Genomic DNA, 26,090 nt, shown 5'->3' with positions numbered 1-26,090 from the left:
GTCAGACGACCGCGAGATGCCGATTGCTCAGCGTGCCGCTGTAATTTTTCTTCAGTCGCACCTTCCGTTCGAGATCATCGATGATCGCGCCGCTGAAATCGACTCCGCTGAGGTCTTCCATATAGCTGAGCGCACCAGGGCTATCGACATTCACTTCGATCATCCGGTCTCCGACGATATCGAGCCCGGCCAGATACATGCCATCGTCGATCAGCTTGGGCGCGCACATCTCGGCCGCGCGCATCGCCGCCTCGTCGGGCTGTTCGAGATCGGCCTTGCCCCCCGCCGACAGGTTCGAGCGATGATCTTCGGTCGTGCTCGAGCGGCGCAGCGAGGCGAAGGTGCCGTCGACTTGCAACGGACGCCCGTTGAGCGTGATGACGCGAAGGTCGCCCTCGGCTGCAGCAGGGAGGTACTCCTGCACGATCGCATAGCCATCGCGGGTGATCGATTCGATGATCTGGTTGAGGTTCTGGCGGTTCTTCTTGTCGACAATGAAGACTCCTTGTCCGCCCGAACCTTGCAATGGCTTGAGCACACCCTTGCCGTCATGTTCTTCCAGAAACGCGCTGACTTCGTCGGCGTGGCGCGTGATGCAGGTGGCCGGGCGCACTTCCTCGGGAAAATGCTGGAAATAGGTCTTGTTCTGCGCGTCGGTCAGATGGCTCGGATCGTTGAGCACGATCGTGCCATGCGCGGCGGCAAGCTGCGCGAACAGCAGCGACGACGGCGGCGCCCACGGCCGCGTGGTCAGTTCGTCGGCCGGGTCGCTGCGTAGCATGACGATGTCGTAATCCTCGACCACGATGCGCTTTTCCGGAGCGTCGTTCTGGAGGTGGTCGAGATAGGCGGCGTCATCAGCATAGTCACCCGGCTCGGGCACGCTCGCCATTGCGCAGATCCGCCCCGAGGATTCGTAGATGAAATCCGCCAGCCCGAAGAAGGCCAGTTCGTGCCCGCGGGCGGCGGCCTTCCGAGCGAGGCGGATGGTGGTATAATCGGCCTGTTCGGTCTCGATCCGATTGACGACAAATGCGAGTTTCATGCTGCAGTGCTTTCCGTGTAGAATTGTTCGACGCGCATTTGCCGAATTGGTGAAATGGGGTCTTTGGCTGGCGGTGCCGCAAATTCATCGGGCACGATTGCGGGCGGTTGCAGGAAGCCGTCGTCGAGAAGCCGCTCCAGCAGTGCCCGCTGCTTGAGCGCGAACTTGCCGATGAAGAGGAATTCCGTCGATCCGCCGCCCGCCAAATAGGCGAGTAGGTCGACCAGCCCGTGCAGGTACAACGCGTCCTTGGTCATGCCGCCACCGCGCAATGCACGGACGGTGGTGTCGAATGCGGTTTCGCTACGCAGGTGATACTCTTCGCGCATCTTTGCGAATATCTCGCTTGCAGGCCGGCCATCGATTGCCATGCGGGCAGCCACCGCGCGCGCCGCCAGGACCCGCAGGCGTGACGGCGGCATGTCGCCGGCGAGGTATTCTGCCAGAACGGCGATGCCTTCCTGCAATGCATCGTAATCGGCAAGCCCGCATTCGAGCACGCTGAGCGGTTGGCAGCGACCGTTGAACCGCGTCACCGTATGGGTGCCGACTTCATGGCGGATCAGCGGTTCGACGCGGTTGCGCGGACAAGTATAGTCGAAGGCGACATGCAGATTGCCCGCCGCTGTGAAGATGTGGGTGCCCGGCGTGGTTTCCTTCACCACTTCGAAATCGAAGCGCGGATCTTTCGCGCGGTAGCTGTCCATCGCCTCGCGTGCGGCTGCCATGAATGCCTGCGCATCGACGCGCTGGGCGGTTGGCCGGTCGCGGATCGGCACCTCTTCAAGCACTTTCTCGGCTACCGCCAACAGGGCCGCATCGACATCGCCGAACAGGTCGATCGATGCCATGGTGAAGCCGTCGCGGCCGCGCAAGCGGACCAGTTCGATCTGCCGGTCGAGTTCGCGCTGCTTCTCGATCAGCAGCGCCTCGATATCGAGATTGCCAAGCTGTCGCATCGGCAGGTCGAGCAGTTGGGAGCGCAACGCCCCGAGATCGTCGGGGATCGGCGGGTATTCCAGTTCGGGCAGCACCTTGTACCCGCTGTCGCGAAAACCTTCGGCGACCGCGTCGAGGTTCGTCGGCGTGAGATAAGACAGCCAGTCGATCCGGCCGTCGATCCGTGCCAGCGCCCGGTCCGTTTCGCGGGCCGTTGCGGTAAATTCGATGTCATCGCTCATCGGTTGAGCTTGGCCAGTTCCGTGCGGGCCACGCCGAGCGCATGCATCAGCCCGGTACGCAGATCCTGCGCCGCGCCGATGTCGAGCGTGCCCGTCCATTCGTCCATGAATATCTTCTTGTATTCAAGGGTGATGACGCAGGTGCGCTTGCCATAGGTTTCGAACAGCCATTCGGGGAAGTTCCCGCCATCGGGATAGCGGACATTTTCGCCGATCTGCAGCGCATTGCCGCGCATCGTGTGTCGCCCGAGCTCCTCGGTGAAGCGCCCCAGAAGATCGCCGAATACCCCGCGGTCGAGCGTTGTTGCTCCGATATCGATATCGGGGTTTTCCTCGACCGGCGCCGCTTCGGCCTCCGCCCCGTCGCGGCGGTGGTTGTAGCTGTGAAGATCGAGCACCAGAAGCCGGCCGTGCTGGTCGAGCAAACGGTCGAACAGCGTCCGCATCTCGGCATAGAAGCGATCGTGCAATTGGCGCGAAGTCTCGATCTGGCCTTCGGGAAGTCCATCCTGCCAGATCTTCAGGCCCCAGGTATCTGCCGGATCGGGGCTGATGCAGCCCGTGCGGGGGCGGTTCATGTCGCATTCGAAGCGTGAGCGGTTCACGCGGACGAGGTTGTCGCTCAGTGACAGGAAATAGTCGGTAAGCGGGTCTTCCTCGCGCCGGCGGTCTTCGGGATCAATCGCGAGATAAGGCGCCAGCTCGTCACGGACGACATGCCCGGCGTGGATGGCAGTGGCCACGACCGGGCCCCCGTTGGTGATGATATTCCAGGGCGGCCCATCGTTGTGGGAGGCGGTTTGTTGTGCTTGCATGGTAGGACAATGCCTCGCCGCGGGGAGGGGTCCGAGAAATTGTCTCCCACGGCTTTTGGCCGCTGCGCGGATGCCGCAGGGCGCCGCTCACGGGACTACGATACCGCGAGGCCAGCGGATTTGCCGAATCCGGGCTGCATGCCCCGGCCGTGGGTGGTTCGAACCGGTCCTCAGGCCGCCCATGGCCCGGTGACGGCCAGGGTGCGGGTGGGCGAATAGGCGTTGACGAAGAACCATCTGCCATCGGGGGAGAAGCATCCGCCGGCAAGTTCGGTCTGCATCCGCAGGCGTCCAAAGGGATAGGCGTGCCCATCCGGGGTGATGCCGCGCAAATGGTTGTCGACCACGTCGGTGTACTGGTCCTCGCAGACGATTAGATGGCCATTGGGGCCGACGGTCAGGTTGTCGCCATAGTTGAATTGGTCCTCGCGCTCGCTTTCGAAGAACAGTTCGATCGTATCCGCAGCTGTTCCCCGGCCCGGAACAAGCCGGAAAATCTGGCCCAGCTTGCGCTGCCCGCCATTGGTCGAGCAGACGAACAATGCGTCGGTCCCCATGTGAATGCCTTCGCCGCGTGCGACCAGCGCCGCGCCTCGCGCCGCCGCGCGGTCACGCAGATCGTCCTGCGGTGCCTCGACATTCTCGCAGTCGATCCAGCGCACCGCATGGCGCGTGCCAACGGCCATGGCCGGGCCTGCCCAGTTACGCGTATCGGCCAAGTCTTCGACCACCATGGCCTGCAGGCGTCCGCCTGCGCGCAGATTGCCCGGAACTGCCGGGAGGAAACGATACAGTACGCTGTCGCCGCGGTCCTCGGTCAGATAGACGATGCCGGTCACGGGATCCACGCAAGCCGCCTCGTGGTTGACCCGCCCCATTGCGGTGAGCGGCACCGGCTCGACAAGCCCGGTTGCCGAAGCGGGAACTTCGAACACCCAGCCATGACTTTGCGCGAGGCCCTCGCCGGGGCCCACGGGGGCTTCCTCGCAGGTCAGCCAGCTTCCCCATGGCGTGATCCCGCCAGAACAATTGCGGATGGTCCCCGCCAGTGTCCGAAACTCGCGTTTGACCTCCAGCGTATGCGCATCGAGCACGATATTGGTCGTGCCCCCCGGCACGATCGCTCCTTCATAGGTGCCGTAACCTGCGGCCGGCGTGCCGCCCGCTTCGTCGCTCGGTACGAGCTCGTGATTGCGGATGAGCACCAGCTCGTCGCGCCCCAAGGGCAGGCAGCCCATGCCATCGGCCTTGTCGGGCACGGTCCCGCCGTCGTCCATCGGCGTGCCGAGCTGCGACAGCAGGCGGTAGGAAAAGCCGCGCGGCAGGTCGAGCATCCCTGCGGGATCGGGGATCAGCGAGCCATAGTCGGTAAAGCCGCTTCCCGAAGCGGCCAACGGAGATGCCTGTCTCGTGCAGCCGTTCAGCAGCAGTCCCGCAAAGGCTGTGCCCGTTGCGCCGAGAAAGTTTCGTCGGTCGATATGCATGGTATCTCGGTCCTCGATCCTGCTCTTGCTCGGGCGCGATTTTGCTGCGCGGCCAATTTTTCCGCATCTCGCTCACTCTGCGCCGGTGACGCAGGCGAGGCAACCGGGACTAACTGTCGAAGATGACACATTGACTGCGCTCCGCCGCAAGGCGACAGATCGGTCGAACCGCGAGCGAGAGGATTGACGAGATGGCGATAGGCAGGCTGGCGACGGGGATCGCATTGCTGGTAATACCGATGGGCAGCGTCTTGGCACAGCAAGCCGAAGCCGCGCCGCAGGACGCACCGGCACGAAGTGTCGAAAACCAGCGCGCGGCGCCCATGACGGGTGCGGCAATGGGCAGCGACCGCACCGGTCCCGAACGCCGTTTCACCGGCGCCGATCTGTTCGACATCGCGATTGCGGCCGACCCGCAGATCAGCCCTGATGGCCGCCATATCGCCTATGTTCGCCGGACGAACGACATCATGTCCGACCGCGCCGTCAGCTCGATCTGGTTGATCGACATCCGCACCGGACGCGAAACGCCGCTCGCCGGGCGCAATGGCGATGCCTTCAGCCCGCGCTGGTCGCCCAGCGGCGACCGTCTTGCCTATGCGTCGACCGAAGCGGGCGGGGCGCAGCTGTGGGTGCAATGGCTGGATGGCGGCGAGGCCATACGCCTGACCGGCCTGCCGACGGGCCCGTCGAGCATCGCCTGGGCCCCCGACGGCCGTTCGATTGCCTACACTATGAAAGTCAAGGACGAGGGGCCAAAGTTGGGATCGGCGCCGGCGAACAAGCCGGAAGGCGCCGACTGGGCCGAACCGCTCGAGATCCGCGACCTGCTGACCTATCGCGCCGACGGGCAGGGGTATGTCGAGCCCGGTTTCCAGAAGATATTCCTCGTTCCGGCAACCGGTGGTGCGCCGCGGCAACTGACCTACGGGCGGTATCACGACGGCGGCCCGCTCAGCTGGTCGCCCGATGGATCGACGATCTATTTCGGTGCCAACCGGCGCGCGGACTGGGAAGAGGATCCCGTCGAGGGCGAGATCTACGCGCTCGATGTGGCGAGTGGCGCAGTGACCCAGCTGACCGATCGGGACGGCCCCGATCATAGCCCGGTCGCATCGCCCGACGGCCGACTGGTGGCCTATCTCGGCTTCGACGATGCCCTGCGCGCCTATGAGGATGACGACCTCTATGTCATGGACCGCAGTGGCGGAAGCGTCCGCAATCTGACCGCCGAATGGGGATACAGCCCTGCAGGTATCCGGTGGGATGCCGACGGCCGCGCGATCTACGCGCAATATGATATCAGCGGGGAAACCCGCGTCGCGCGTATCGGTCTCGATGGCTCGGTGCGCGATGTGGTCGAGGGCGTCTCGGGCGGGGGGCTCGATCGGCCCTATACCGGTGGCAGCTTTTCGGTTTCGGAAAACGACGCGATTGCCTTTACGGTGGGCACGGCCACGCGCCCGGCGGAAGTCGGCCTGCAACGCGGCGGCGACCTTCGGATACTGACCGATCTCAACCGCTCGCTTCGCGCGGTGAAAACGCTGGGCGAAGTGCGCCGGATCGCGGTGCCGTCGAGCCATGACGGGCTCGAGATCGAGGGGTGGCTGACCTTGCCGCCGGGCTATGCCGAAGGCCAGCGTGTGCCGCTGATCCTCGAAATCCATGGCGGACCCTTCGCCGCCTACGGCCCGCATTTCTCGACCGACAACCAGCTTTATGCCGCTGCCGGCTATGCTGTTCTGTCGGCCAATCCGCGCGGTTCGACCAGCTATGGGGAAGACTTCGCCAACGAGATCGACAAGGCCTATCCGGGCAATGACTATTTCGATCTCATGTCGATCGTCGACCGTGCGATCGCGCTGGGGATTGCCGATCCCGACCAGTTGTTCGTTACCGGGGGATCGGGCGGCGGCGTGCTGACCAGCTGGATCGTTGGCAAGACCGACCGGTTCAAGGCTGCCGCCACGCAGAAGCCCGTGATCAACTGGACCACGCAGGCGTTGACCGCCGACGGTCCCGCGTTTTTCGGCCGTTACTGGATCGGCGCACAGCCCTGGGAAGACCCCGAGACCTACTGGCGTCTGTCGCCGCTTTCGCTCGTTGGCGAAGTGGAAACGCCCACGCTGGTGGTGGTCGGCAGCGAGGACTACCGCACGCCGGTCAGCGAATCCGAGCAGTATTACACCGCATTGCGGCTGCGCGGCGTGCCTACCGCTCTGGTCAAGGTGCCCGGCGCCAGCCACGGCAGCATTGCGGCGAGGCCGTCGCAATCGGCCGCCAAGGCTGCGGCGATCCTCGCCTGGTTCGACCGCTACCGTTCGGGATGGACCCGGACCGCATCACCGGCCGAGTAAAGCGGGGCAGGCCGGTCTGGCGCGCGAGGTGAGCGCGTGTCTCACCTCGGGCACCGGATTGCGCGCCTAGAACCAGGCGCGCAATCCGAGCGCTATTTTCAGGCCATCGGGGTCTTCTCCCGCAAGGCGCGCGATGTCGGCGGTTTCGCCCGTTTTCGCTTCGTATTCGAGACCGATGTAGGGCGCGAATTCGGGAACGATCTCGTAGCGTAGCCTGAGCCCGGGTTCGATCTTGGTGATCCCTGCACCAATCTCGCGTGCAGGAATGTCCTGCGCGGCGAACTCGGCTTCGATGCGGGGCTGAAGAATGAGCCGCTGCGTGATTTTCTGGTCGTATTCGGCCTCGATCCGCGCAGTCAGCTTGCCCCGGTCGGACAGGAACAGCGCTCCGTCGACATGGAACATGTAGGGCGCAAGACCCGCCACGCCGACCACCAGATGCGTGCGCGCCTCGGGTTCGGAATCGAAGCGGACGCCCGCTTGCAGATCGAAGAAGGGGCCGATAGCGCGGCTGTAGAGCGCCTGGATCTCCGCATCCTCCAGCGCGCCGCCGATCTCGCCTTCGCCTTCGGTCTTGAGCACGAAGCGATTGATGTCGCCGCCATACCAGGCCTGGGCATCCCAGACATAGCCGTCCTCCGCGCCATCGGCCGCAAGCCGGGCTTCGAGCCGTTCGACGAAGATTTTGCCCGTGACCATGCCGCCGTTCTCGCGCGCGAGCTGGCGGCGGGCGGGCGCCATGGCCGCGCTGCCCCAGATCGCGTCGGCGGCATGCTGCGGCCCTTCGAGCGCACGCCGAGGCAGGGCATCTTCGGCCGCCGCGCCGGGAGCCGACTTTTCCGCCATGCCCCGGTGCGCGCCATGATCCATCCCCGCCATCGGGTCGTCCATGGTCTCCGCCGGCGGGTCGCCTTCTTTCGGTGGACACTGTTCGGGCGGCAGGTGTCCCATCGCGCAGTGGTCCATTTGCGGCTGCGTCCCGGCGTTTTTCCCGTGCTCCGCATGGTCCTGCGCGGCGAGCGGCGCGGCCATCAACATGGCCCCGGCTAGCAGTGCGGCGCGCCTCATGCTTCCGCTCCTTCGGGGAACGGCCGCACGGTCACCACCTGCATCATGCCCGCATGCATGTGGTAGAGAAGGTGGCAGTGAAAGGCCCAGTCGCCCGGTTCGTTGGCGGTGAGGTCGAACGTGGCGGTTCCGCCGGGTTGCACCACAACGGTATGCTTGAGCGGCTGGTGCATGTGGTCAGCACCGTTGACGAGTTCAAAAAAGTGCCCGTGCAAGTGGATCGGATGCGCCATCATCGTCTGGTTGACCAGCTTCACGCGAACCCGTTCATCATAGCCGAAACGGATCGGATCGTCGGTGACCGCGGTGAACTTCCGGCCGTCGAACGACCACATGTAGCGTTCCATATTGCCGGTAAGATGGATTTCCATTTCGCGGTCGATTTCGCGGTGGGGGTTCATCCGGCGGGCCCTGAGATCGGTGTAGCGCAGCACGCGGTGGCTGACCGTATCCAGCCCGAGCCCGGGGAAGTCCATCCGGTCCATCGGCATGGGGGCGACCATGTCCACGCCGGGCCCCGCTTCGACATCGGCGGGCAGCGCCGATGTGTCGCGCATCGAATGGTCCATGCCCTCCATGCTCGCCATTCCGCTTCCGGAATGCGCGGAATGGTCCATCATCCCCATGTCCGCCATGGTCAGCGTGGGGATCTGGCGCAGGGGGGGCGGGGTGGCGATATGCCCCTTGTGACTGGTCAGGCTGGCGATGCCCATGCCGCTGCGGTCCATGGCCTCGGCAACGATGGCATGGCTGCCGGCGGGCGGACTGACGATGACGTCGTATGTTTCCGCCACACCGATCTGGAATTCATCGACTTCGACTTCGTCCACGTCCTGGCCGTCGGCCTGGATCACCGTCATCGGAACGCCGGGAATACGCAGATTGAAGAAGGTCATGGCCGACCCGTTGATGACCCGTAGGCGCACGCGCTCGCCCGGTACGAACGCGAACTGCAGATCGTCCTGCGGCCCGTGGCCATTGACGAGGAAGGTATAGGTGCTGCCCGTCACGTCGGAGATATCGCGCGGGTTCATCCGCATCTTGCCCCACATGCGGCGCATGGCGCCGGGCATGGTGCCTTCGCTTGCGGTCAGCATGTCGCGCTGGAAATAGTGTTCGCCGACCTTCAGCTTGCGCATGATGTCATGCGGATGGAGCGGTGTGAATTCGCTGAGCAGCACTACGTAATCGCGGTCGTAGCGCGGATCGGGGTCGGCACTTTCGACGATAATCGGACCATAGTGACCGGCCTGTTCCTGCAATCCCGAGTGTGAATGCCACCAATAGGTGCCGCTCTGGCGGATCGGGAAGTCGTAGGTGAACCGTTCGCCGGGACGGATACCGGGAAAGCTCACCCCCGGAACACCGTCGAACTGGAACGGTACGAGCAGGCCGTGCCAGTGGATCGAGCTGTCCTCGGCGAGAGTGTTGGTGACGTGAAGCCGCGCTCGCTGGCCTTCGCGCAACCGCACCAGCGGCCCGGGAATCGTCCCGTTTACCGCCACGGCATGTCCCGAGCGGTTGCCGATGGCGAAATGGTGATTGCCGATGGCAAGCTCGATATCCTCCCCGGAAACCTCGCCGAACCCTTTTCTGGCGTGCGAAAGCGACTGTCCTTTCGCCCACGCGGGCATGGGCAGCGCGCTGGCGGCGGCAAGCGCGGCGGTGCTCTTGATGAGGTGGCGGCGGGAAAGAGTGGACATGCGAAACTGCTTCCAATTGAACCTGCGGTCGAACCGATATATACCCCCATAGGGTATTTTGACAGGACGATGGAATGGCCGAAGCGAAAAAGGCAGGGATCAACCGGCTCAACCGCATTGCGGGTCAGGTTCGCGGCGTCGCCCAGATGGTCGAGGACGATCGCTATTGCATCGACATCCTGCACCAGATCCAGGCGATCAAGTCTGCGCTGGCAAAGGTGGAAACGCAGGTCCTGAAGGATCACGCCGCCTGCTGCGTCGCCGAGGCCATCGCCAGCGGCAATGCCGACGACCAGCGCGAAAAGTTCGAGGAACTGGTGACGCTGTTCGAAAAGGCGAAACGGTGAGCGCGGTTCGAAACCAAGGAGAACACACATGATTTCATCGCTCGGATCGGCGCTTTCTCGCCGGACGCTGGCGGGTTCGCTCGCTCTGGTGGCGGCATTGACCGCCTGCGCTGCCCAGGCGGCCAGCCTGACCATGTACCGCGATGCCAATTGCGGCTGCTGCCTCGCCTGGGCCGGGCATTTAGAGCGCGGCGGGGTACACGATGTCGAGGCGGTCAGTCATCCCGATATGGCAGCGGTGAAAGCCGCACACGGCGTGCCCGCGGATCTGCTTTCGTGCCATACCGCTGTCGTCGATGGCTATGTGATCGAAGGGCATGTGCCCGTCGCCGATATCGAACGCCTGCTGGCGGAACGCCCCGAGGGCGTTGCCGGGCTCGCGGTCGCAGGCATGCCCGTCGGATCGCCGGGTATGGAACATGGCGATCACCGGCAGGCCTACCAGGTCATCGCTTTCGGGCCTGATGGCCGCAAGGTCTGGTCCAGCTATCCGGGCGGCGCCTCGTGAACACTAAGACCGCGACAGTCTACCGGATGGTGATGCCGGACCATCTTTGCCCCTATGGCCTGAAGACGGTCGACCTGCTGAAGCGCGAGGGCTTCGCTGTCGAGGATCACCATCTCGAGACGCGCGCCCAAACCGATGCCTTCAAGACCGAGCACGATGTCGCGACCACGCCGCAGACCTTTATCGATGGGCAGCGGATCGGTGGCTACGACGACCTGCGCGAATATTTGGGCAAGTCCCGCAGCCAGCCCGAAGAGGGCGAGACCAGCTACCAGCCGGTTCTCGCCATATTCGGCGTCGCTTTTATGCTCGCCTTGGCGATCAGCTGGTATGTCTTCGAAACGGTTTTCACCGTGCAGGCGGCGGAATGGTTCGTCAGCCTTTCGATGGCGCTGCTCGCCATCCAGAAGCTACAGGATCTGCGCAGCTTTTCGACCATGTTCCTGAATTACGACCTGCTTGCACGCCGGTGGGTTCGCTACGGATATATCTATCCCTTCGGCGAAGCGCTCGCAGGTATCCTGATGGTGGCGCATGTGCTGCCGATCATCTCGGTCCCCGTTGCGCTGTTCATCGGCACGGTCGGCGCGGTGAGCGTGTTCAAGGCCGTCTATGTCGACAAGCGCGAGCTCAAATGCGCCTGCGTGGGGGGCAACAGCAATGTCCCGCTCGGTTTCGTTTCGCTGACCGAGAACCTGTTCATGATCGGCATGGGCCTGTGGATGGGGGCCAAGGCGCTTGGTCTTGTCGCGGTGTAACCGCCAGGCGACCAGGCTCAGCTCTTGCCGAGGCCCACGCGGGGTACCGCCGCCCAGGACGTGTCGTTGCGGAAGTAGCGGCGGATGCCGGCCATGCGGTACCAGAGATTGATCTGACGGTAGCCGAAATTCTCGAGGACCGCAGCGGCGCCCAGTCGTAGCAGATCCTTCGCATTCGGCGTCCGCCGCAGCTGTTGTTCCTCCAGCGCCAGCGTCCCGAGGCTGAGTACGCAGCCGAAAACGACCGATACGAAGAAAAAGGCGACGGCCATCATCGGATCGAGCAGGCCCAGCAGCGCTGCGGCGGGCAGGACGAGATAGCCGAGCAGTTCGGCCGGTGGTCCGAAAATGTCCTCGAGCACGATTTGCGGCATGGCCAGCAGGCCGATGCGGCCATAGCGCGGGTTGAGGATCATCCCGCGATGGCGCTGCAGCGTTTCCAGCGCGCCCTGCTGCCAACGGGCCCGCTGGTTGTCGAGGCCGTCGAGTTCAGCGGGTGCTTCGGTCCAGCAGACAATATCGGGCACGAAGTCGATCCGGTAGTCGCGCTTCTGATCGCGCATGTGGCGGTGCATGCGGACCACCAGTTCGAGGTCCTCGCCCACGGTATCGTGGCGATATCCCCCCATTTCGACGAGCGTGGAGCGGCGGAACAGGCCGAACGCGCCCGAGATGAGCATCAGCGTGTTCATATGCGCATTGGCGACGCGGTTCATCAGGAAGGCGCGCAGATATTCCACAACCTGGAAGCGGGGGACCATGGTGTCGGCAATGCCGATCTTCTGCAGCGAACCGCCGCGAATGGTGCAGCCATTGGCTATGCGAATTGCCCCGCCGACCGCGACCAGCCGCCCGTCGTCATACATGAAGGGCTCGGCTGCGCGCAGCAGTCCGTCGGGTTCGATGATCGAATCGGCGTCGATGATGCACACCAGCGGCGTGCGCGCAAAACCGATCCCGGCGTTTGCGGCATCGGCCTTGCGGCCGTTCTCCTTGTCCACCACGAGCAGGTTCGGGTACCGACGCGAATGGAAAGTCCGGTAGACCTCCGTAACCTGTAGCGCGGCAATTTGCGTGCGTTGGGTTTCCTCCATGCCGAACGCTTCGATCAGCACGTCCAGCGTTGAATCCGATGACCCGTCGTTGACCACGATGACTTCGTGTTCGGGATATTCCAGCGCGAGCAGCGCCTTGGTGCTCTGCACGATCGACAGTTCTTCGTTGAATGCAGGTGCAATGACGGTGATCGGCAGGGCGAGATCGGCATAGCGGTGCCACAGGTCGCGGGCGCCTTCGCTCGGCCGGACGCGGGTCACGAAGACCCATGCCGCGATCAGCAACTGGATGAGGCTGATCCCGTTGCGCAGTGCAACGATGATGAAGCATGCGAAGGCGACCCACATGATTCCGTTCGCGGCCAGGATCTGAAACTGTTCCCAACTCATCGGGCACCGTCCCTGGGCAGGGCCGCGTTCTGTTCGGGCGCGAGCCTGTCGAAGGCCTGTTCGACGCGCAAGCGGATCCAGAGTTCTTCATCGCTCCGCATCGCCGTCAGATCGGGTAGGGCACTGCGCAGGCCAAGCGAGACGCTCGCCGCGATCGCCTGCAGGCGGACCGACGTGATCGGATCGTTCAGCGCGGGCAGGATCCAGCGTTCGGCCGCCGGATGGCCGAGCTTAGCGGAGGCGCGCAGCGCTGCGCGGCGAATTTCGGGGTCGGGATCTGCTGCGGCACGCTCGAGCAGGTCGATGGTCCCCATGTCGCCCGACCAGCCAAGCGCGTCGATGATCTGCGCGCGCCATTCGCTCGGCAAGTCGTCTTCGAGGAGAAGGACCATCTGCGCGGGGTAGAGCGGGGCCGTCGCGCGCAGCAGCGCGACATCGAGCCGTGTCGGTTGCCGGGAAAGCGCATTCAGGATGCGCAGGCTTTCCCGAGGCGGCGGCAGCGCGTTGTTCGCGGCAAGCGCGAATGCCGCTTCGAGCTGCACGCGGGAACTGGAATCATGCGCCATGAGCTGGCGCAGGCGGGCCACGCAGACCTCGCTTCCGAACCGCTGCAGGAAATGGATGGCGGAAATCCGTTCTGCGCGAAACATGCTGTGCGAGCGCCGCAGGGTTTCGGCCAGCACCCCGTCGAGTTCGGCAATCTGCAGCAGACGCGCCCTTTCGCCGCCCTTCAGCAGCGGCAGGATGCGGGTTACCGCGGCGAGCCTGACGCTGCGGCTCCACCTGGCGCTATCGTCCACCCTGTGCCCGGCCACCCGGTGGAGGTAATTGCGAGTAATGGCGGCATCGCGCTCATCGCGCTGCGCCTTCGAGCGTTCTGCAAGGTAGCGGCGCAGGACGAGAATGAGGAATACCACCACGATCGCCGCGGCGAGGAACGTCGTCCCGGTCACCACCTGGCCGTACCCGATCATGGGGTGCCGAACCTGTATGACAACGCCAGGGTCCCGGACAGGCGGCGATAGCTGTTCTCGCGGTCTTCGTAGCTGGTCGCGCCCGACAGGGTGAAGCGGTCGGACAGCGGAACGGCCACGCCAAGCGCACCGCTGCGCAACTGCCTGACGCCGTCGGCTTCGACATCGGGATAGCTCGCAGCGATCGCAAACAGGGCCAGACCGCTGTCGGCGCGGTAGTCGAGCCGCGCGGAACCGCCCAGCCGATAGCTGTCGCCGCCTCCGAAGATATTGATCGCGCGTGCAGTCAGCGAGAAATCATCGTCCAGATCGAACCGCAGGCCCGGCTGCAGCGCGAGGATAGTTCCCGTTTCATATTCGGCGATACGCGTATCGAGGATCGCCGTGAGGCGTTCTGAAATCCGGTCCTCGCCGCCCGCCGCAAGGCTCCAGCGTTCCTGGAAGTCTGCATCGGGAACAGTGCTGGCAGCGATATAAACGAAACCGGTGCCGATCCGCCGGTCGATGCGCGCCGACAGGCGGGTGTCCTTGGTATTGCGATCCTCTTGGGCGAGGGCGAGCGTGATCGAAGAGCGTTGTGACACGTCGAACGCGACGGCCACATTCTGGCTGGTCCAGGTCTGGCTGCCGCGATTGTCGAATGCGATATCGGAAACGCTCGCGGACGCCGACAGCACGCGCAGGCGAAGGTCGCCTGCATCGCGCTGGCGCCGCAGATTCGCCTGTAGCGGGGCGAGGTCGGGATAGTCGGGCGCCCGCGCGGCGATACCGGCCACGGCCTGTTCGGCCGCGTCGTACTGCCCGTTCCAGAAAAGGATATAGGCGCGCGCCAACGCGACATCGAGGTCGGCAGGCGCGCGCTGGGAAGCCCGCTCGACCAGCGCCAGAGCCTCGTCCAGATTGCCATCGCCCGCCTCGGTCATGGCGAGGCGGCGAAGCAGGTCGGCATCGCCGGGTGCGTCGGCAAGCAGGCTGCGCAGTAATCGCCGTGCTTCCGCAAAGTCGCTCGCGGAACGCGCAGCCTCGGCGGCTTCCACCTGTTCGCTGCGCGTTTCGAGCGGTTGCTGTGCGGCGAGCGGCGCCGCCATGAGGGCCGATGCGGCGACAAGGATACGGGCCCCGGCCACAGGGATTACCCGAGCAGGCCTTCGATGCGGACGAGCAATTCCTGCGGGATGAACGGTTTGGTCAGATACTCGGCCGCGCCGCCTTTCAACCCGGCGACGATATCGGCCTCGCTGTCGCGCGCGGTCAGCATCACCACCGGGATGTCGCGCACCGCTTCATCGGATTTGAGCTGGGCAAGGACCTCCGGACCGGAGAGGATCGGCATCATAGAATCGAGCACGATCAGCTGCGGCGCGCCGGACTGCACCATCGCCAATGCCTCCTCGCCGTCCTTGACGACCGACACCGAATGGCCCGCACCCTCGAGCCGAAACTTCAGTATTTCGACAAGAATGGGGTCGTCATCGGCAATCAGTATTTCGGCCATCTATCGCTCCAGGCTCGTTCATTGGATAAGGAATGATTATTAAGGCAATTCTAAGGCATGTTTCCCGCGGCGGGCCATGCGTAGAACCTCGCAGTGCTCAGCTTTCCGCCGAAGCGCCAGCCGCGACCGTCGATATCTGCCCGCGAATGGTTTCCATCAGTTCGCGGCTGTCCCGATCGGTCTGGGATGCGAGGATCTTCCGTTCATACTCACGGCATGTTTCGCCAAGCGCTGCTTGTCCGAAATAACCGGCGACCCCGGCTATCTGGTGCAACAGGCTGGCTACCTCCTTCTTCCGATCTTCGGTAATTTCGTTTTCGCCAAGCGCTGAAGCCAGCGCATCGAGCGCAGCGGTCTTTCGTTCATCGAACATAATGCGCAAACGTGGATCGGTTTCCTCTTCGATCGCATTTTCTTCGCTGCGCGGCTCGATTACCACACGCGACGACCAGTGCGCGATTGCGGCGCACAGGTCTTTCAGGCGCAGCGGCTTGGCGAGGTGCGCCTGCATTCCGGCCGCCTTGCAACGCTGGATGTCGTCGGCATAGGCATTGGCCGTGACCGTGATAATGGGCAGGGTGTCGCCATCGAAACCCGCCGCGCGGATCGCCCTGGTGGCTTCCAGCCCGTCCATCTCGGGCATTTGCATATCCATCAGGACCAGATCGTAGGGGCTCCCGTTGCGCTTGGCGTTGAGCACGGCCTCGACCGCCTCGCGGCCATCCTGTGCAAGTTCGCATTCGTGTCCGGACTTGTCGACCATCGCCATGGTCAGTTCCTGGTTCACCGGATTGTCCTCGGCCACCAGCACACGCAGCGTCACGTCATGCCCGCAATCGCCGGACGGCGCTTCCGCAGCCTGCTGCGCCACCTGCGCAGCGCTGGCTTCGAGCGGGATCGACAGGATGAAGGCGGAACCCACGCCCGGCTCGCTCTCGGCACGCAAGTCGCCGCCCATGAGTTCGGCGAGTTCCGCACTGATCGGCAGACCAAGGCCGGTCCCGCCAAAGCGTCTCGCCGTCGTATCGTCAGCCTGGGTGAATTTCTCGAAGATGCTTTCGAGCCGGTCGGCAGCGATGCCGATGCCCGTATCGCGCACCGTAACCTCGATATTGTCACCCGGCTCGGACGCGCGCCTGGCCACCGATGCCGCGATCGTGACTTCGCCTTCCATCGTGAATTTCAGCGCATTGCCGACAAGGTTCAGCACGATCTGGCGGAAGCGCATCTTGTCGACGAGAACCATTGGCGGAAGCGCCGGATCGATGTCGAGTTTCAGTTTCAGGTCCTGCGATTGCGCGACCGGTTCCATCAATCTCTGGCAGCTTCTCAGCGTATGCCGCAGATCGGTCGGCTCGCTGACGATGGCCATCTGCTTGGCCTCGATCTTGGCAAAATCCAGCAGGTCGTTCAGCAGGCGGAGCATGGCGTTGCCCGAATCAGCGATTATTTGGAGGCGCCGCTTCTGGGCCGGTTCCTTTTCCTCGCTCAGCGCCAGCTCGGTGAATCCGATCACACCGTTCATCGGGGTGCGGATTTCATGGCTCATATTGGCCAGAAAGCTGGTCTTGGCCTTGTCGGCCGCCCGGGCTTCTTCCAGCGTCTCGGTAAGGCGTTCGCGCATCAGGGTCTCGGGCGTACGGTCGATCATCACGCCGAACAGGGCGCTGGCTTCGCCTCCTTCGCAAGTGTCGACCCGGCCGATCACCTCGACATGCCTGGTCTGGCCATCGGCGGTCAGGATACGCGCCTTGAACCTGCACGATTCGCCGCTCGCGATTGCCTGGTCGAGTGTATCCTCGACCCGCAGACGATCTTCCGGGTGGTAGAATTCGAACGCCCGGTCGAGCGGCGGTGCTTCCTCGGGCGCCAGTCCGTGCAGCCGGAACACTTCGTCCGACCAGCGAATATCCTCATTGACCAGGTCGAAGTGCCAGTGGCCGATATGTGCGGTTGCCTCGGCCATCTCGAGCATGCGGTTGCGCTCTGCCAGTTCGGCGGTCGCTTCCTCGACCTTGCGCACGACATCGCTTTCCCGGCGCAGGAATATCGTGAGCAGCAGGCCCAGCAGGATCGTGATCAGGATGCCGCTTCCCAGCACCAAGGCCGGCGCGCTCGACGAATTGCGCTGTTCGAAGGGCGTCAGGCTGCTCCAGCGCAGTGAAATCGGCTGGCCTGCCAGTTCGACCGTCCGCGTCACGACAAATCTCGCCGCCGCATTCTTCGCCGTGGTCGAAAACAGCAGAGCGTCGGCGGCAGGCTCGTCGCCGTGGAAAACCTCGAGCGCGAATTGATCGCCCTGTCCGGGCGTCAGCGCCGAGACCAGCTCTTCCGCCACGACCGGGGCGTAGACCCATTTGCCGGTCGGTTCGCCGGCGCGGTCGAAAACGGGCCGCATCAGGAGGAAGCCCGCGCCCTGCTTTGCGTCCTGCACCAGCACGATCGGACGCGTGAGCACCGGTTCCTCGGATGTCCTCGATAGCGCGATCGCGTCGCGGCGCCCTTCCTCGAACGCGAGGTCGAGGCCGAGTGCGGCGAGGTTGCTTTCCAGCGGCTCGATCCGGTTGATGACATAATGCTCGTCGCGCATCACTTCGGGATGGATTTCGAAGCGATCGCCGAACTCGCGAATGAAATTGTCGCGGAAGGCGGGCAGGTCGTCTGCGGACACAAATTCGAACGTGCCGAAGCCGCGCATGCCCGGATAGGCGCGGGTCATGTCGAGCTGGGCGACATATTCGCGCCACTCGGCCGGGGACACGCTTTCATTGACGGCGACGAACGCTGCGCCGGCTTCTAGCGCACGCTGGTATATCTGCAGGCGGTACCGCAGCGCATTGTCGGTCTCGTCGGCGATCGCCACGAAATTGGCTTCGGCTTGCCCGTATTCCCGCTCCGAGATGAACTGCCATGCGTAGAATGTCAGCAGCAGTGTCGTCACCAGGCTGATCGCCACCAGCGAGCTTGCGCCTTGCAGTGAGCGGTCGTGCCACCGCACTTCGACCGGCGAGCGATGCGACAGCAGGAGGATCGGGATGATCAGCAGCACGCCGAAGAAATCGCCGATATACCAGGTACGCCAGTTCTCCAGCACCATGTCGGGACCGATCGCGCCGGCCGCAAGAAGCGTGCCCGTCCCGATCGTGGGGACGATGAGACAGGGCAGGGCGATCACCAGCAAGACCGCCATGCCCATCCGGCGCAGGCGCGAAAGCTCGATACTTTCGGAGAAGCGCTGGGCCAGGCGCAGGCCAACCAGTGCCTGGATGCTTGCAGCGGCGGCCACCACCGCGGCGATGGCAATGATCGGCACGGCACTGTCGAAATTGGCCCGGTCGAACCCGTTCATGACGTTGAGTGCGAAGGACCCCAGCCAGATGCCGGGCCAGATAACCGGGCCGCGCAGCAGCAGGGCACACAGCGCCACGCCTGATGCGGGCCAGATGATCGTCGCATAGCCCGGCGGCACCGCCAGTGAGAGGCCGATATAGCCCGCGACGAAATAGCAGATCGCCAGCAAGCCGATGTCACGCAGATTTCGTGGCTGGAGAACCGTGCCAAGGTTCGCAGAACCCCCGGCCTTGTGACGTTGCGACATATTGTACCTGTTGAAACTATGGGGGGCGGCGCTGCATCCGCATGGGTGACGCAAGGTTAATAACCTCGAAACCAACGTCTAGCGCACATTGCGGAGCAACCCGCATCGCCCACCTAAAAGTCGCTATGGAAGCAATGGCTTAGATCCGGGGCGAAGTAGGCTGGCGATATCGCCAATCGCCACCGCTCGATCATCCGCTCGGCCATGTTGCGGCCGCGCATCGCACACCGGCCCGGCTTATCGTCTCGAACAGGCAGGATCCTGTTCGACCGTATGGCGAAGACGACGAAAAATGGTCGGGGAGAGAGGATGCGAATCCACTTTCAAGATCACATGTCCGGCCCTGAAAACCGCCGGTGAACACGCACCAAATCGGGCGTGTGAACCATTATGTGTCACGCCATGTGCGGCGTTGCAAGGGCTGGTTTTCGATGGCGAATCGATTCGCGAAATTCGAGCGGCCAACGCAGCGATTTCCGCATTTCTGGCGTGATCTTTTCTGCGGCAATCCGGTGGATTGCCGCTTGGTTGAAGGTCAGATGCTATGACAAAGTCCAAGAATACCCAGGCGGGAACGTCCCGCGATGGGACCGCCCTATCTCTCACGGAGGCAGACGCAATCGTGCGTCGCCGACGCGAAGCGATGGGGAAGCGGCTCCACGACCGGCCGAAAGCGGCCGATCTCGTTCGCGAGAATCTGGAGCTCATCGAAACCATGCGCGAGGCAGGATATCGCCAGGAAGACGTAGTCCTGCTCCTGCTGGATGTGAGCGACGATGCGCATAAGCCAGATACGCTGCGCAAAGCTATCGCCGCGTCTCTCGGTCCGTGGGTCCAGACCAATCAGGAAGCCGCGACCGCTTCCACTGCTGAAGCTCACGTATCCGGTTCCGCGAAGGATGCCCCACACACAGAAGAGGGACCCGAGAAGACCCAAGTCCCCGCAAGAGCCACATTCAGCGAGGAGGATGTCCTGTGAGCAAACCCACTCCCAAGCTTCATACCCTAGCGATCAATGTCCGTGCAGCAGAGGACACCTACTCGGCGATGCCGGTGCGCGTGCTCAAGGCTGTGGCGGAACTCGAAGGGATACCCATCATCACAGCCACTACCGCAGAAGGTGCTGCCTATCTGCGTCTCGTAGAGGGGGAGGATGTGCGCGTCATAGTCCCCGAGCGTATTAACGGCCTGATGAAGCGGATCGGTAACAGCTGCGACGTAATCGTCGTAGACGTTCCTGTAGTAGGGAAGGACCTCGTTCCAACCGGCGAACTCGTCGACAGGCTGCGGTCTGAAGCGAGAGACTCCGAATTGGAGTATCGTGTCTTCATGACACGTGATGGGGCGCTTTCGCGCCGCTTTGGCTCACTGCACCGAGATGTCATCTTGGGAGCGGGTCTAGTGCTTCGCGTCGCTGAAAAGCGTTTCGATCCGCTAGGAAGATATTGGGAGACCCGGCCCAAATTCCTCGAGATTCAGCGCCGCGACGCTCTCGAAGAACCAGGGCGAAGCCTTCTCTCGTATAGGGATGCGAAGGAGCCGGATCCGGACACTTTGGCGATCTGGATGAATGGAGAGTTGAGCGACGCTCGCACATCCAACTTCATCCGAAGCATCCTGGACGGGCCTTCTGCCTGCTAGCGGCATTTTGCCAGCATTTTGACGGCAGCATGGCTCTGTTCAGTTGCCAGTCCATTGCCGAACAGTTGACGGCGGGGCCCAATGGTGTCCCGCCGTTTCACTTTAAATCCTTCAAAATACGTTATTGCTCCAGAAGTTACGCAGGATGCATGCTGTTAACACAGCGAGTTTCTCGGCGGCTTCGCCTTCTCGCAACTTGAGGAGGAATACCCGTGAAAAGGAAAGACAGGAAGACCTTTGGCTTCAATTTGACGGCCAGCGAACAGGCCGAGGTGCAACGCAAGGCCGGCGATATTTCCATTGGGCAATACGCGCGGCGGCTTGTCCTCGACGCGCAGCCGGACGCACTTTGTGACATCCGACGAGCCATGGGCAAAGCAATCCTTGCGGTTCACCAGGCTGTTCGCGACGGTCTTCCAGATGATAGCAGGAGCGAGGCTGTCGCGGCGCTCGAGCATGCGTTCAAGGAACTTCGTCACAGCTCTAGCAATCATCAGAAAAAGAACTCCACCGGAGTCTCGCAATGACTGCCTTCTTCAAGGCAGAGTCCCGGGGCCTCGCAAAGGCCACGGACCGTTCGCGCCTACGCGATAAAGCGGGAGCCCTAGTCCACTATATTTGGCGGGCCCAGCTAAAGGATTTGGCAACCGCACAGATGATGACGTCGGTCGACAGCTATCATTCCGACCTCTTGCGCTACGTTCGCCGTGACGATCATTCGGAAGAGGTTGCCGCCAAACTGGCTCGCAATATCTTATGCCACTCGCCGGAAGCGATTGCTGAGGAGGTCGCGGCGCTTCTCGAGGCTGCTGATGGCGGCGACGGCCTTGTCGAGCATTTTATCGTCAGCATCCGAGATGATGAAGAAATGCTCGAGCACTTTGAAGAGGCGGTCGATATACTGCTTCAAGGTCTCGGGCTTGAGAATTGCCCGGCCGTCGCTGCGGTCCATCTCGATACCGATCATCCGCATTTCCATCTCATGGTGACCCGTATCGATACCCATACCGGCGAACCCGTTCCGCTCCCAAAATATGATCTCCTGCGTGCTCATCAACTGTTGGCCTGCATGGAAGATCGGTTTGGCTGGCGCCGTGAAGCCAAGGCGAGATGGGAGGTCAGGGATGGCAGATTAATCGGCGATGGCGGCTCGATAGATCTAGGACCCGCTGATGATCCCAGCCTTTGGCCGGACGAGGATTTCTCGCGCGCAAAGTGTGCCAAAGCAAGGTCTGAATTGGGGCGCGACGAAAGCAGTCTTTCGAGTGAGCAGCTGGTTAAAGAGATAATTCCGGGTCTGGTTGAGCGGCACAGTGAACTCGGACCGTTCCTGTCCGATCTCGGCCAATTTGGCATCGAACTCGCCATGACCGGGTCCAACGCAGCATACCAAGTTCATTACGTGGATGATGAAGGGCGAAAAGCATCCGAGAAAGTGCGTCCCTCTGTCTTGCGGAAATGGAGCAGCGCGAAGCTTCAGGAGCGCTTTGGTCCACTTCCCCGGGATTTCAGCGGTAAGGCTAAACCGCAAAAAGCAACTCGTCATCAGGTTGATCGCATCCGGTTCGAAGCTGAGAAGGCGGAGTTTCAGGGGCGCCTAAAGCGAGTGTCGAATGCGTTGCGGAAGAGCCTTGGCAATGCTGCCAGCGAGGCGATGACGTCGACGCGATCATCTTGCGCATTTCCATCTTTTGAAGATTGGATGGCTGGCGCTCGACCGGGAGACCCTGCGGAAATCCTTGCCATGGCAACAGGGTCGACAATCGTTCACTCGCCAAAGATCATCCAGAATCCACACCGCTTAGACATAATTGAGGATGCCTCCTTCCGAGGACGGAGGTTGGGAGCCAAAGTCGTTTACACGGCGAAGGACCGATCTGAAGCCTCGACCCGTGTCACAGATTGCGGGGATGTCATCGTCATCACAGGGCGGCCCACGGACGCGGCGATAGCCTTGTCGCTCCGCTTGCTTAAGCTGCGCGGTGAGGAAGCGGTGATCGCCGAAGGCTTTTCGCGTCGTGACCTCAGGCGCGTCCATAAAATCGCCAACGAACTAGGCTTGGCAATTGTGGAGCCACAGAAGCAGCAAATGCCGACTTTTCCAGCCCCTATTCAGCCGCACGCACCAGACCAAGCCGCGACCTCACATCCTGTTCGTCCTAATGACGGAGCAGGAGCCAGCGAGCCTCGGCCCAAGCCGTCTCCGCAGAATTCTCATTCGTTACCAGGTGGGGCGGCAGAGGGGAAGCCATGGCCAAGATATCCGGACCAAGACCTAGGAAGGTGATGATACGGGGCCAGACAAAGCGTTCGGCATAGCTTGCTACAGCTTGGGTCGTGGGGCCAAACTACTGGCCGCACCTCCTGTGAACAATGAAATACAGGCAAACGCGTTGGTCCCGGAAATTGCCTCATCGCCTCTCCGAGGCAACCAATTCCAGTGCTTCGAGAATTGCATTCTTTGGGTAGGACCGGATGATGACCGAGCCAGCCCTGTCCCGGACGGAGTCCTCCACGGGTCGTTTCAGTTTGGACACCGAAAATGTTAATTGACGATACTTATTGGATTATAAAGTGCGTCGAATCTGGAGTTGCCCCTCGTCGTCACTCACGACCATAGCGTCCAATTCCATTCCTTCGTGTAAGCGCAATTGAAGTTCCTCAGAAAACCAATCAAAGTGAAAGAACGCATCCTTCTTCAAAGAAGGGATATGAGCAAACCCAAAGCGCTTATTGGGTATAAGTTTCACAATCCTGCCAGACACCCGCATTTCGTTTGCAGGCTTGAACGATACGACCTTGGAAACTGCAAGCCCTTTGTCATTACGGGTCACTTCGCACTCGATTACATCTCCTGGAAGTGGGTCCGGTATTGGGTCGATTCCGCTCGCTTCTACATGTCTAATATGAAGAAAGGCGCTTTCTTTGAGGCTAGGAAACTCGACAAACCCAAAGCCCTTAAACTTGTCGAACTTCTCGATTTTTCCCGTCAGTCGTTCTCCAACGACATCAACAGGTGCCCACATCTCTTCGGTAGGCGCCGCCGAAACCCAGCGGTCATGAATTTCTTTGGCTAGGTCAGCCTGTTGCGAAAATTCTGGTCTTTCTGGGACAAAACAATGCCTCGAGTCTTCGTCGGCTAAATATTGAGCGAATAGTTCTCGAACTTTCTCCAGACGCGCGCCGACGCGACCTTTTTGATGGAAAGCACTCCGAATCTGTTCACTAATCTCGGAATCAGCCAACGGAGTTGTTAATGCCATCTGCTCGAAGAAAACTGGGTTGAACTTCGCCATCCGGAGATGCGACAGGCCCCTAAAGGTGATCGCAAACCTCCTATCATCCGAGTATCCGCGCCGAGACAGGTCATAAGGTTCAATGAGTCCTGCTTCTAGTAGCCCCTCTAAGCTCCGCTGTGTTGCAAGTTCGGTGATAGACATTGCGTCGAAAAATGAGAGTATCGCCTCTGCCCGGACATAACGATCATCTGAAGAATGGGCAGATTGGCTAGCGTCGGACAAATGCTGCAATAATCTTAAGTTTGTCAGAGGTGACTGCCGGATGTTTTTATCAACCTGAAATACTGGGAAAATTGCAGGCTCATCTTCTTCTTTGTAAAAGGAGTAGTCGCCTTTGATGAGAGCGTTTGAGAAATGCTGAATAGATGGTGCAGCCATTGTCGAAGTTATATAAGATCGAACTAGATCTTCGAGATTTAAGACCGATGACGTGATTACCCTCTTTGCCAGATCGAGGGATTTCCTCATGTTGTAATTAGCCAATTCACCGACCTGCTTGGATGCGTAGTCTTGTTCAACAAAGACCGCTTCCACCACAGATGCAAAAGCTGAAATGTTCTGAATTTTAACTGTGATACCATGCTGAGCGATGTATTTTGCAGCCTCAGCCTCGCTCTTAGATTGATCGGTTCTGAATTTTAGAAAATCTACGCGCTTTCGAAAGACCTCACGAGGCGGAGGTGTCGGAAGAAAGAATGAACGAGATGAGTAAATATTAAAGATATCGGTTTTTGCAAAAGCCCAAGCAGACCGGTCTGTAGATGGGAAGAATATGAGGCAATTTCTGGCAAGCCTCTGCAGGGCTTGCACATATTGAAAGACCTTTGCCTTGATTTCGATTGAGAATTCGTCGGTGTTGTCAATTATGAAAACGGGAAGCCGTTTCCGATTTCCAACGATATCTTTCAAAAGGCGTCGTAAAAAGCCTTCCCTATCCTGTTCCACCTGCTCGTCCATGTAGGCCGAGAACTTATCTTTAAACGCCTCTTTGTCTCGTTGATACAATCTAGCATCTGCACCTTTTGATTTTCTCACGTATTCAAGGTGGTATAGACCAAAGAGTTCTTCCCAAGATGGTGACCCGCCATCATAAAGCTGAGTTTCGATAGATGCGATGGCTTTCTCTGTGAGCCATGGCAGCAGTGTATCTAAATCACCGGTGGCATCTTGAATATCGATTTTGATGACTAGGCATTGAGACCTGATATCCGCGTCGAGGGTCCGAGAAAAAAATCGATCTAGAAAAGTCGATTTGCCCGCCCCGGAAGGCCCCACGATAAAAACCGTCTGGCCACCATCGCTGGAAACAGCATCAGCAACTAAGTCTTTGAGGTCTTCGTCAATGCTCTGATGACCGGCGGCGACGTTGCCAAGGACATTCTTGGTAAGCTTCTCTAGGGAGAAATCGGCAATTCTGCTCTCGCGGGTTTCGACAAAGCATTCGGCAAGCATATCTGGATCGTTCTGACCCGTAAGATTCGAGAAAAATTTCGAAAACACCGTTTCTAGGTCAAATGCCAATGCTGACTTCTGAACGATGTAGTTGTCGGACTGATCAATTGCTGGGACCAACATGCGATCTAAGGTCAATCGGTTCTCGTGAACCGAATCGAATATGACTTTGTATGTTTTTCGTTGGATGTGCTCCTTGGATAGGAGCTCATAGAACTCAGTAAATGAGTTAAGCACAGCACTGCTCGTGGGAAAAACGATTGCCTCTTTGTCGGTGTATTTCCCTGAGCCAGTCCAGGGCAAAAACACAATCCATGTAACCCCATCAGTAACTAAACAAAGAGGTATTCCTTCAGGCAGACTATATGCGGCAGCCTGCTTAACGCCCTCGATCGCTGGTCGAATGACGGGCCCAGAAATCTTAAACTGCCCGCGCGTTATTGACTTTGTCTTTAGATTAAGAACACCGGCACGTTTTGCTTCAATCAAAAACGTAGGGTTACTTTCGATGTGCAGCACATAATCTGAAAAACCATTATCGTGCTTCCGCTCGGCAGAAATATCTTTGTGCTCCCAACCGAGTGCGTGGGTCAGGATGCGATTAATGACCTGAATCTTGGCGTCTTCTTCTGTCGTGATCTCGGGCAGGCGGGATTGCGCCTCTTCAAGAATAGCCTTGGCAGCATCGTATCCCTCATCCACATTCATTTGGCGCTTCCTCTCGCTGGCCATCGAAGACCCTTCAACCTTTTTCCGTGCCATTTCCAAGCGGAAATATTGCTCACCGTAGCAGGATAACCTCGCTCTGCACGGTTCTTGCGAAAGTAGAAGTTGGCGAACTGCAATTGTGCGCCCTGAGCAGCAAATTGGCTGTTTTCGAAAGGGGAAGGAAACTTAGGCATGTCACCACATTGGGAAAA

Annotated in this window: 20 protein-coding genes; 8 read left to right on the top strand and 12 right to left on the bottom strand. The window is 60.9% G+C overall.

Features of this window, described 5'->3' with window-relative positions; translation table 11 throughout:
* Nucleotide 1: 1 nt before the first annotated feature.
* The 4 genes from GRI55_RS09620 to GRI55_RS09605 form a co-directional block, all read right to left on the bottom strand.
* On the bottom strand, nt 2-1,045 hold the full coding sequence (locus tag GRI55_RS09620) for an ATP-grasp domain-containing protein (RefSeq protein ID WP_063510854.1): 1,044 nt from the start codon (nt 1,043-1,045) through the stop codon (nt 2-4).
* Nucleotides 1,042-2,226: a tyrosine/phenylalanine carboxypeptidase domain-containing protein gene (locus tag GRI55_RS09615; protein ID WP_160766970.1), complete on the bottom strand. Its 1,185-nt coding sequence runs from the start codon at nt 2,224-2,226 to the stop codon at nt 1,042-1,044. The genes GRI55_RS09620 and GRI55_RS09615 overlap by 4 nt, the downstream gene beginning before the upstream one ends.
* Entirely contained in the window at nt 2,223-2,969 is a 747-nt protein-coding gene (locus tag GRI55_RS09610; protein ID WP_160766969.1) for an N-formylglutamate amidohydrolase, read from the bottom strand. Before GRI55_RS09610 ends, GRI55_RS09615 begins: the two co-directional genes overlap by 4 nt.
* Nucleotides 2,970-3,211: 242 nt before the next feature.
* Nucleotides 3,212-4,435 (bottom strand): alkaline phosphatase PhoX, encoded by a 1,224-nt coding sequence (locus GRI55_RS09605; RefSeq protein ID WP_237452461.1) that lies wholly within the window; start codon nt 4,433-4,435, stop codon nt 3,212-3,214.
* A 281-nt stretch (nt 4,436-4,716) separates the two neighbouring features.
* Between GRI55_RS09605 and GRI55_RS09600 the strand changes: the two genes are divergently transcribed.
* Nucleotides 4,717-6,882, top strand: a complete 2,166-nt coding sequence (locus GRI55_RS09600; RefSeq protein WP_160766967.1) for a S9 family peptidase — start codon at nt 4,717-4,719, stop codon at nt 6,880-6,882.
* A gap of 66 nt (nt 6,883-6,948) precedes the next feature.
* Here GRI55_RS09600 and GRI55_RS09595 read toward each other — a convergent pair whose 3' ends face one another.
* Together GRI55_RS09595 and GRI55_RS09590 are read right to left on the bottom strand one after the other, a co-directional pair.
* Nucleotides 6,949-7,950 carry a copper resistance protein B gene (locus GRI55_RS09595; RefSeq protein WP_160766966.1) on the bottom strand — a complete coding sequence of 334 codons (1,002 nt, stop codon included), beginning with the start codon at nt 7,948-7,950 and terminating at the stop codon, nt 6,949-6,951.
* Nucleotides 7,947-9,653 carry a copper resistance system multicopper oxidase gene (locus GRI55_RS09590; RefSeq protein WP_160766965.1) on the bottom strand — a complete coding sequence of 569 codons (1,707 nt, stop codon included), beginning with the start codon at nt 9,651-9,653 and terminating at the stop codon, nt 7,947-7,949. Before GRI55_RS09590 ends, GRI55_RS09595 begins: the two co-directional genes overlap by 4 nt.
* 74 nt (nt 9,654-9,727) lie before the next feature.
* On the opposite strand from GRI55_RS09590, the gene GRI55_RS09585 reads away from it, so the two are divergent.
* The 3 genes from GRI55_RS09585 to GRI55_RS09575 are packed head-to-tail and all read left to right on the top strand — an operon-like array spanning nt 9,728 to nt 11,266.
* Nucleotides 9,728-10,000: a metal-sensitive transcriptional regulator gene (locus GRI55_RS09585; RefSeq protein WP_063506732.1), complete on the top strand. Its 273-nt coding sequence runs from the start codon at nt 9,728-9,730 to the stop codon at nt 9,998-10,000.
* Between the two features lie 28 nt (nt 10,001-10,028).
* Nucleotides 10,029-10,508 (top strand): DUF411 domain-containing protein, encoded by a 480-nt coding sequence (locus GRI55_RS09580; RefSeq protein ID WP_160766964.1) that lies wholly within the window; start codon nt 10,029-10,031, stop codon nt 10,506-10,508.
* Between the two features lie 26 nt (nt 10,509-10,534).
* Complete coding sequence (locus GRI55_RS09575) at nt 10,535-11,266, top strand: glutaredoxin family protein (RefSeq protein ID WP_160767072.1); 732 nt, start codon at nt 10,535-10,537, stop codon at nt 11,264-11,266.
* A gap of 17 nt (nt 11,267-11,283) precedes the next feature.
* On the opposite strand, the gene GRI55_RS09570 is transcribed toward GRI55_RS09575, so the two are convergent.
* The 5 genes from GRI55_RS09570 to GRI55_RS09550 all read right to left on the bottom strand — a co-directional run bounded on the left by GRI55_RS09570 (nt 11,284) and on the right by GRI55_RS09550 (nt 18,778).
* Nucleotides 11,284-12,711: a glycosyltransferase family 2 protein gene (locus GRI55_RS09570; RefSeq protein ID WP_160766963.1), complete on the bottom strand. Its 1,428-nt coding sequence runs from the start codon at nt 12,709-12,711 to the stop codon at nt 11,284-11,286.
* Complete coding sequence (locus tag GRI55_RS09565) at nt 12,708-13,685, bottom strand: HEAT repeat domain-containing protein (protein WP_160766962.1); 978 nt, start codon at nt 13,683-13,685, stop codon at nt 12,708-12,710. The genes GRI55_RS09570 and GRI55_RS09565 overlap by 4 nt, the downstream gene beginning before the upstream one ends.
* The gene (locus GRI55_RS09560; protein WP_160766961.1) at nt 13,682-14,812 is read right to left on the bottom strand and encodes a tetratricopeptide repeat protein; all 1,131 of its coding nucleotides are present in this window, start codon (nt 14,810-14,812) and stop codon (nt 13,682-13,684) included. The genes GRI55_RS09565 and GRI55_RS09560 overlap by 4 nt, the downstream gene beginning before the upstream one ends.
* A 5-nt stretch (nt 14,813-14,817) precedes the next feature.
* Nucleotides 14,818-15,180, bottom strand: a complete 363-nt coding sequence (locus tag GRI55_RS09555; protein ID WP_160766960.1) for a response regulator transcription factor — start codon at nt 15,178-15,180, stop codon at nt 14,818-14,820.
* A 97-nt stretch (nt 15,181-15,277) separates the two neighbouring features.
* On the bottom strand, nt 15,278-18,778 hold the full coding sequence (locus GRI55_RS09550) for a CHASE domain-containing protein (RefSeq protein WP_160766959.1): 3,501 nt from the start codon (nt 18,776-18,778) through the stop codon (nt 15,278-15,280).
* A 544-nt stretch (nt 18,779-19,322) separates the two neighbouring features.
* On the opposite strand from GRI55_RS09550, the gene GRI55_RS09545 reads away from it, so the two are divergent.
* The 4 genes from GRI55_RS09545 to GRI55_RS09530 all read left to right on the top strand — a co-directional run bounded on the left by GRI55_RS09545 (nt 19,323) and on the right by GRI55_RS09530 (nt 22,706).
* Entirely contained in the window at nt 19,323-19,757 is a 435-nt protein-coding gene (locus GRI55_RS09545; protein WP_160766958.1) for a hypothetical protein, read from the top strand.
* Complete coding sequence (locus GRI55_RS09540) at nt 19,754-20,419, top strand: hypothetical protein (protein ID WP_160766957.1); 666 nt, start codon at nt 19,754-19,756, stop codon at nt 20,417-20,419. Before GRI55_RS09545 ends, GRI55_RS09540 begins: the two co-directional genes overlap by 4 nt.
* A gap of 212 nt (nt 20,420-20,631) precedes the next feature.
* The gene (locus GRI55_RS09535; RefSeq protein ID WP_160766956.1) at nt 20,632-20,946 is read left to right on the top strand and encodes a hypothetical protein; all 315 of its coding nucleotides are present in this window, start codon (nt 20,632-20,634) and stop codon (nt 20,944-20,946) included.
* The gene (locus tag GRI55_RS09530) at nt 20,943-22,706 is read left to right on the top strand and encodes a relaxase/mobilization nuclease domain-containing protein (RefSeq protein ID WP_160766955.1); all 1,764 of its coding nucleotides are present in this window, start codon (nt 20,943-20,945) and stop codon (nt 22,704-22,706) included. Before GRI55_RS09535 ends, GRI55_RS09530 begins: the two co-directional genes overlap by 4 nt.
* A gap of 280 nt (nt 22,707-22,986) precedes the next feature.
* On the opposite strand, the gene GRI55_RS09525 is transcribed toward GRI55_RS09530, so the two are convergent.
* Nucleotides 22,987-25,902 (bottom strand): AAA family ATPase, encoded by a 2,916-nt coding sequence (locus tag GRI55_RS09525; RefSeq protein ID WP_160766954.1) that lies wholly within the window; start codon nt 25,900-25,902, stop codon nt 22,987-22,989.
* Nucleotides 25,903-26,090 lie beyond the last annotated feature (188 nt).

It is taken from the genome of Qipengyuania citrea (assembly GCF_009828015.1).
GTDB classification, from domain to species: domain Bacteria; phylum Pseudomonadota; class Alphaproteobacteria; order Sphingomonadales; family Sphingomonadaceae; genus Qipengyuania; species Qipengyuania citrea.
The sequence above is the reverse complement of the archived record's forward strand: the minus strand, read 5'-3'. Positions and strand labels throughout refer to the sequence as shown.

Coding starts and splice junctions, on each gene's coding strand:
- GRI55_RS09620 (WP_063510854.1), bottom strand. CDS start 1,045: ATGAAACTCGCATTTGTCGTCAATCGGATCGAGACCGAACAGGCCGAT.
- GRI55_RS09615 (WP_160766970.1), bottom strand. CDS start 2,226: ATGAGCGATGACATCGAATTTACCGCAACGGCCCGCGAAACGGACCGG.
- GRI55_RS09600 (WP_160766967.1), top strand. CDS start 4,717: ATGGCGATAGGCAGGCTGGCGACGGGGATCGCATTGCTGGTAATACCG.
- GRI55_RS09595 (WP_160766966.1), bottom strand. CDS start 7,950: ATGAGGCGCGCCGCACTGCTAGCCGGGGCCATGTTGATGGCCGCGCCG.
- GRI55_RS09590 (WP_160766965.1), bottom strand. CDS start 9,653: ATGTCCACTCTTTCCCGCCGCCACCTCATCAAGAGCACCGCCGCGCTT.
- GRI55_RS09585 (WP_063506732.1), top strand. CDS start 9,728: ATGGCCGAAGCGAAAAAGGCAGGGATCAACCGGCTCAACCGCATTGCG.
- GRI55_RS09580 (WP_160766964.1), top strand. CDS start 10,029: ATGATTTCATCGCTCGGATCGGCGCTTTCTCGCCGGACGCTGGCGGGT.
- GRI55_RS09575 (WP_160767072.1), top strand. CDS start 10,535: ATGGTGATGCCGGACCATCTTTGCCCCTATGGCCTGAAGACGGTCGAC.
- GRI55_RS09570 (WP_160766963.1), bottom strand. CDS start 12,711: ATGAGTTGGGAACAGTTTCAGATCCTGGCCGCGAACGGAATCATGTGG.
- GRI55_RS09565 (WP_160766962.1), bottom strand. CDS start 13,685: ATGATCGGGTACGGCCAGGTGGTGACCGGGACGACGTTCCTCGCCGCG.
- GRI55_RS09555 (WP_160766960.1), bottom strand. CDS start 15,180: ATGGCCGAAATACTGATTGCCGATGACGACCCCATTCTTGTCGAAATA.
- GRI55_RS09550 (WP_160766959.1), bottom strand. CDS start 18,778: ATGTCGCAACGTCACAAGGCCGGGGGTTCTGCGAACCTTGGCACGGTT.
- GRI55_RS09545 (WP_160766958.1), top strand. CDS start 19,323: ATGACAAAGTCCAAGAATACCCAGGCGGGAACGTCCCGCGATGGGACC.
- GRI55_RS09530 (WP_160766955.1), top strand. CDS start 20,943: ATGACTGCCTTCTTCAAGGCAGAGTCCCGGGGCCTCGCAAAGGCCACG.
- GRI55_RS09525 (WP_160766954.1), bottom strand. CDS start 25,902: ATGGCCAGCGAGAGGAAGCGCCAAATGAATGTGGATGAGGGATACGAT.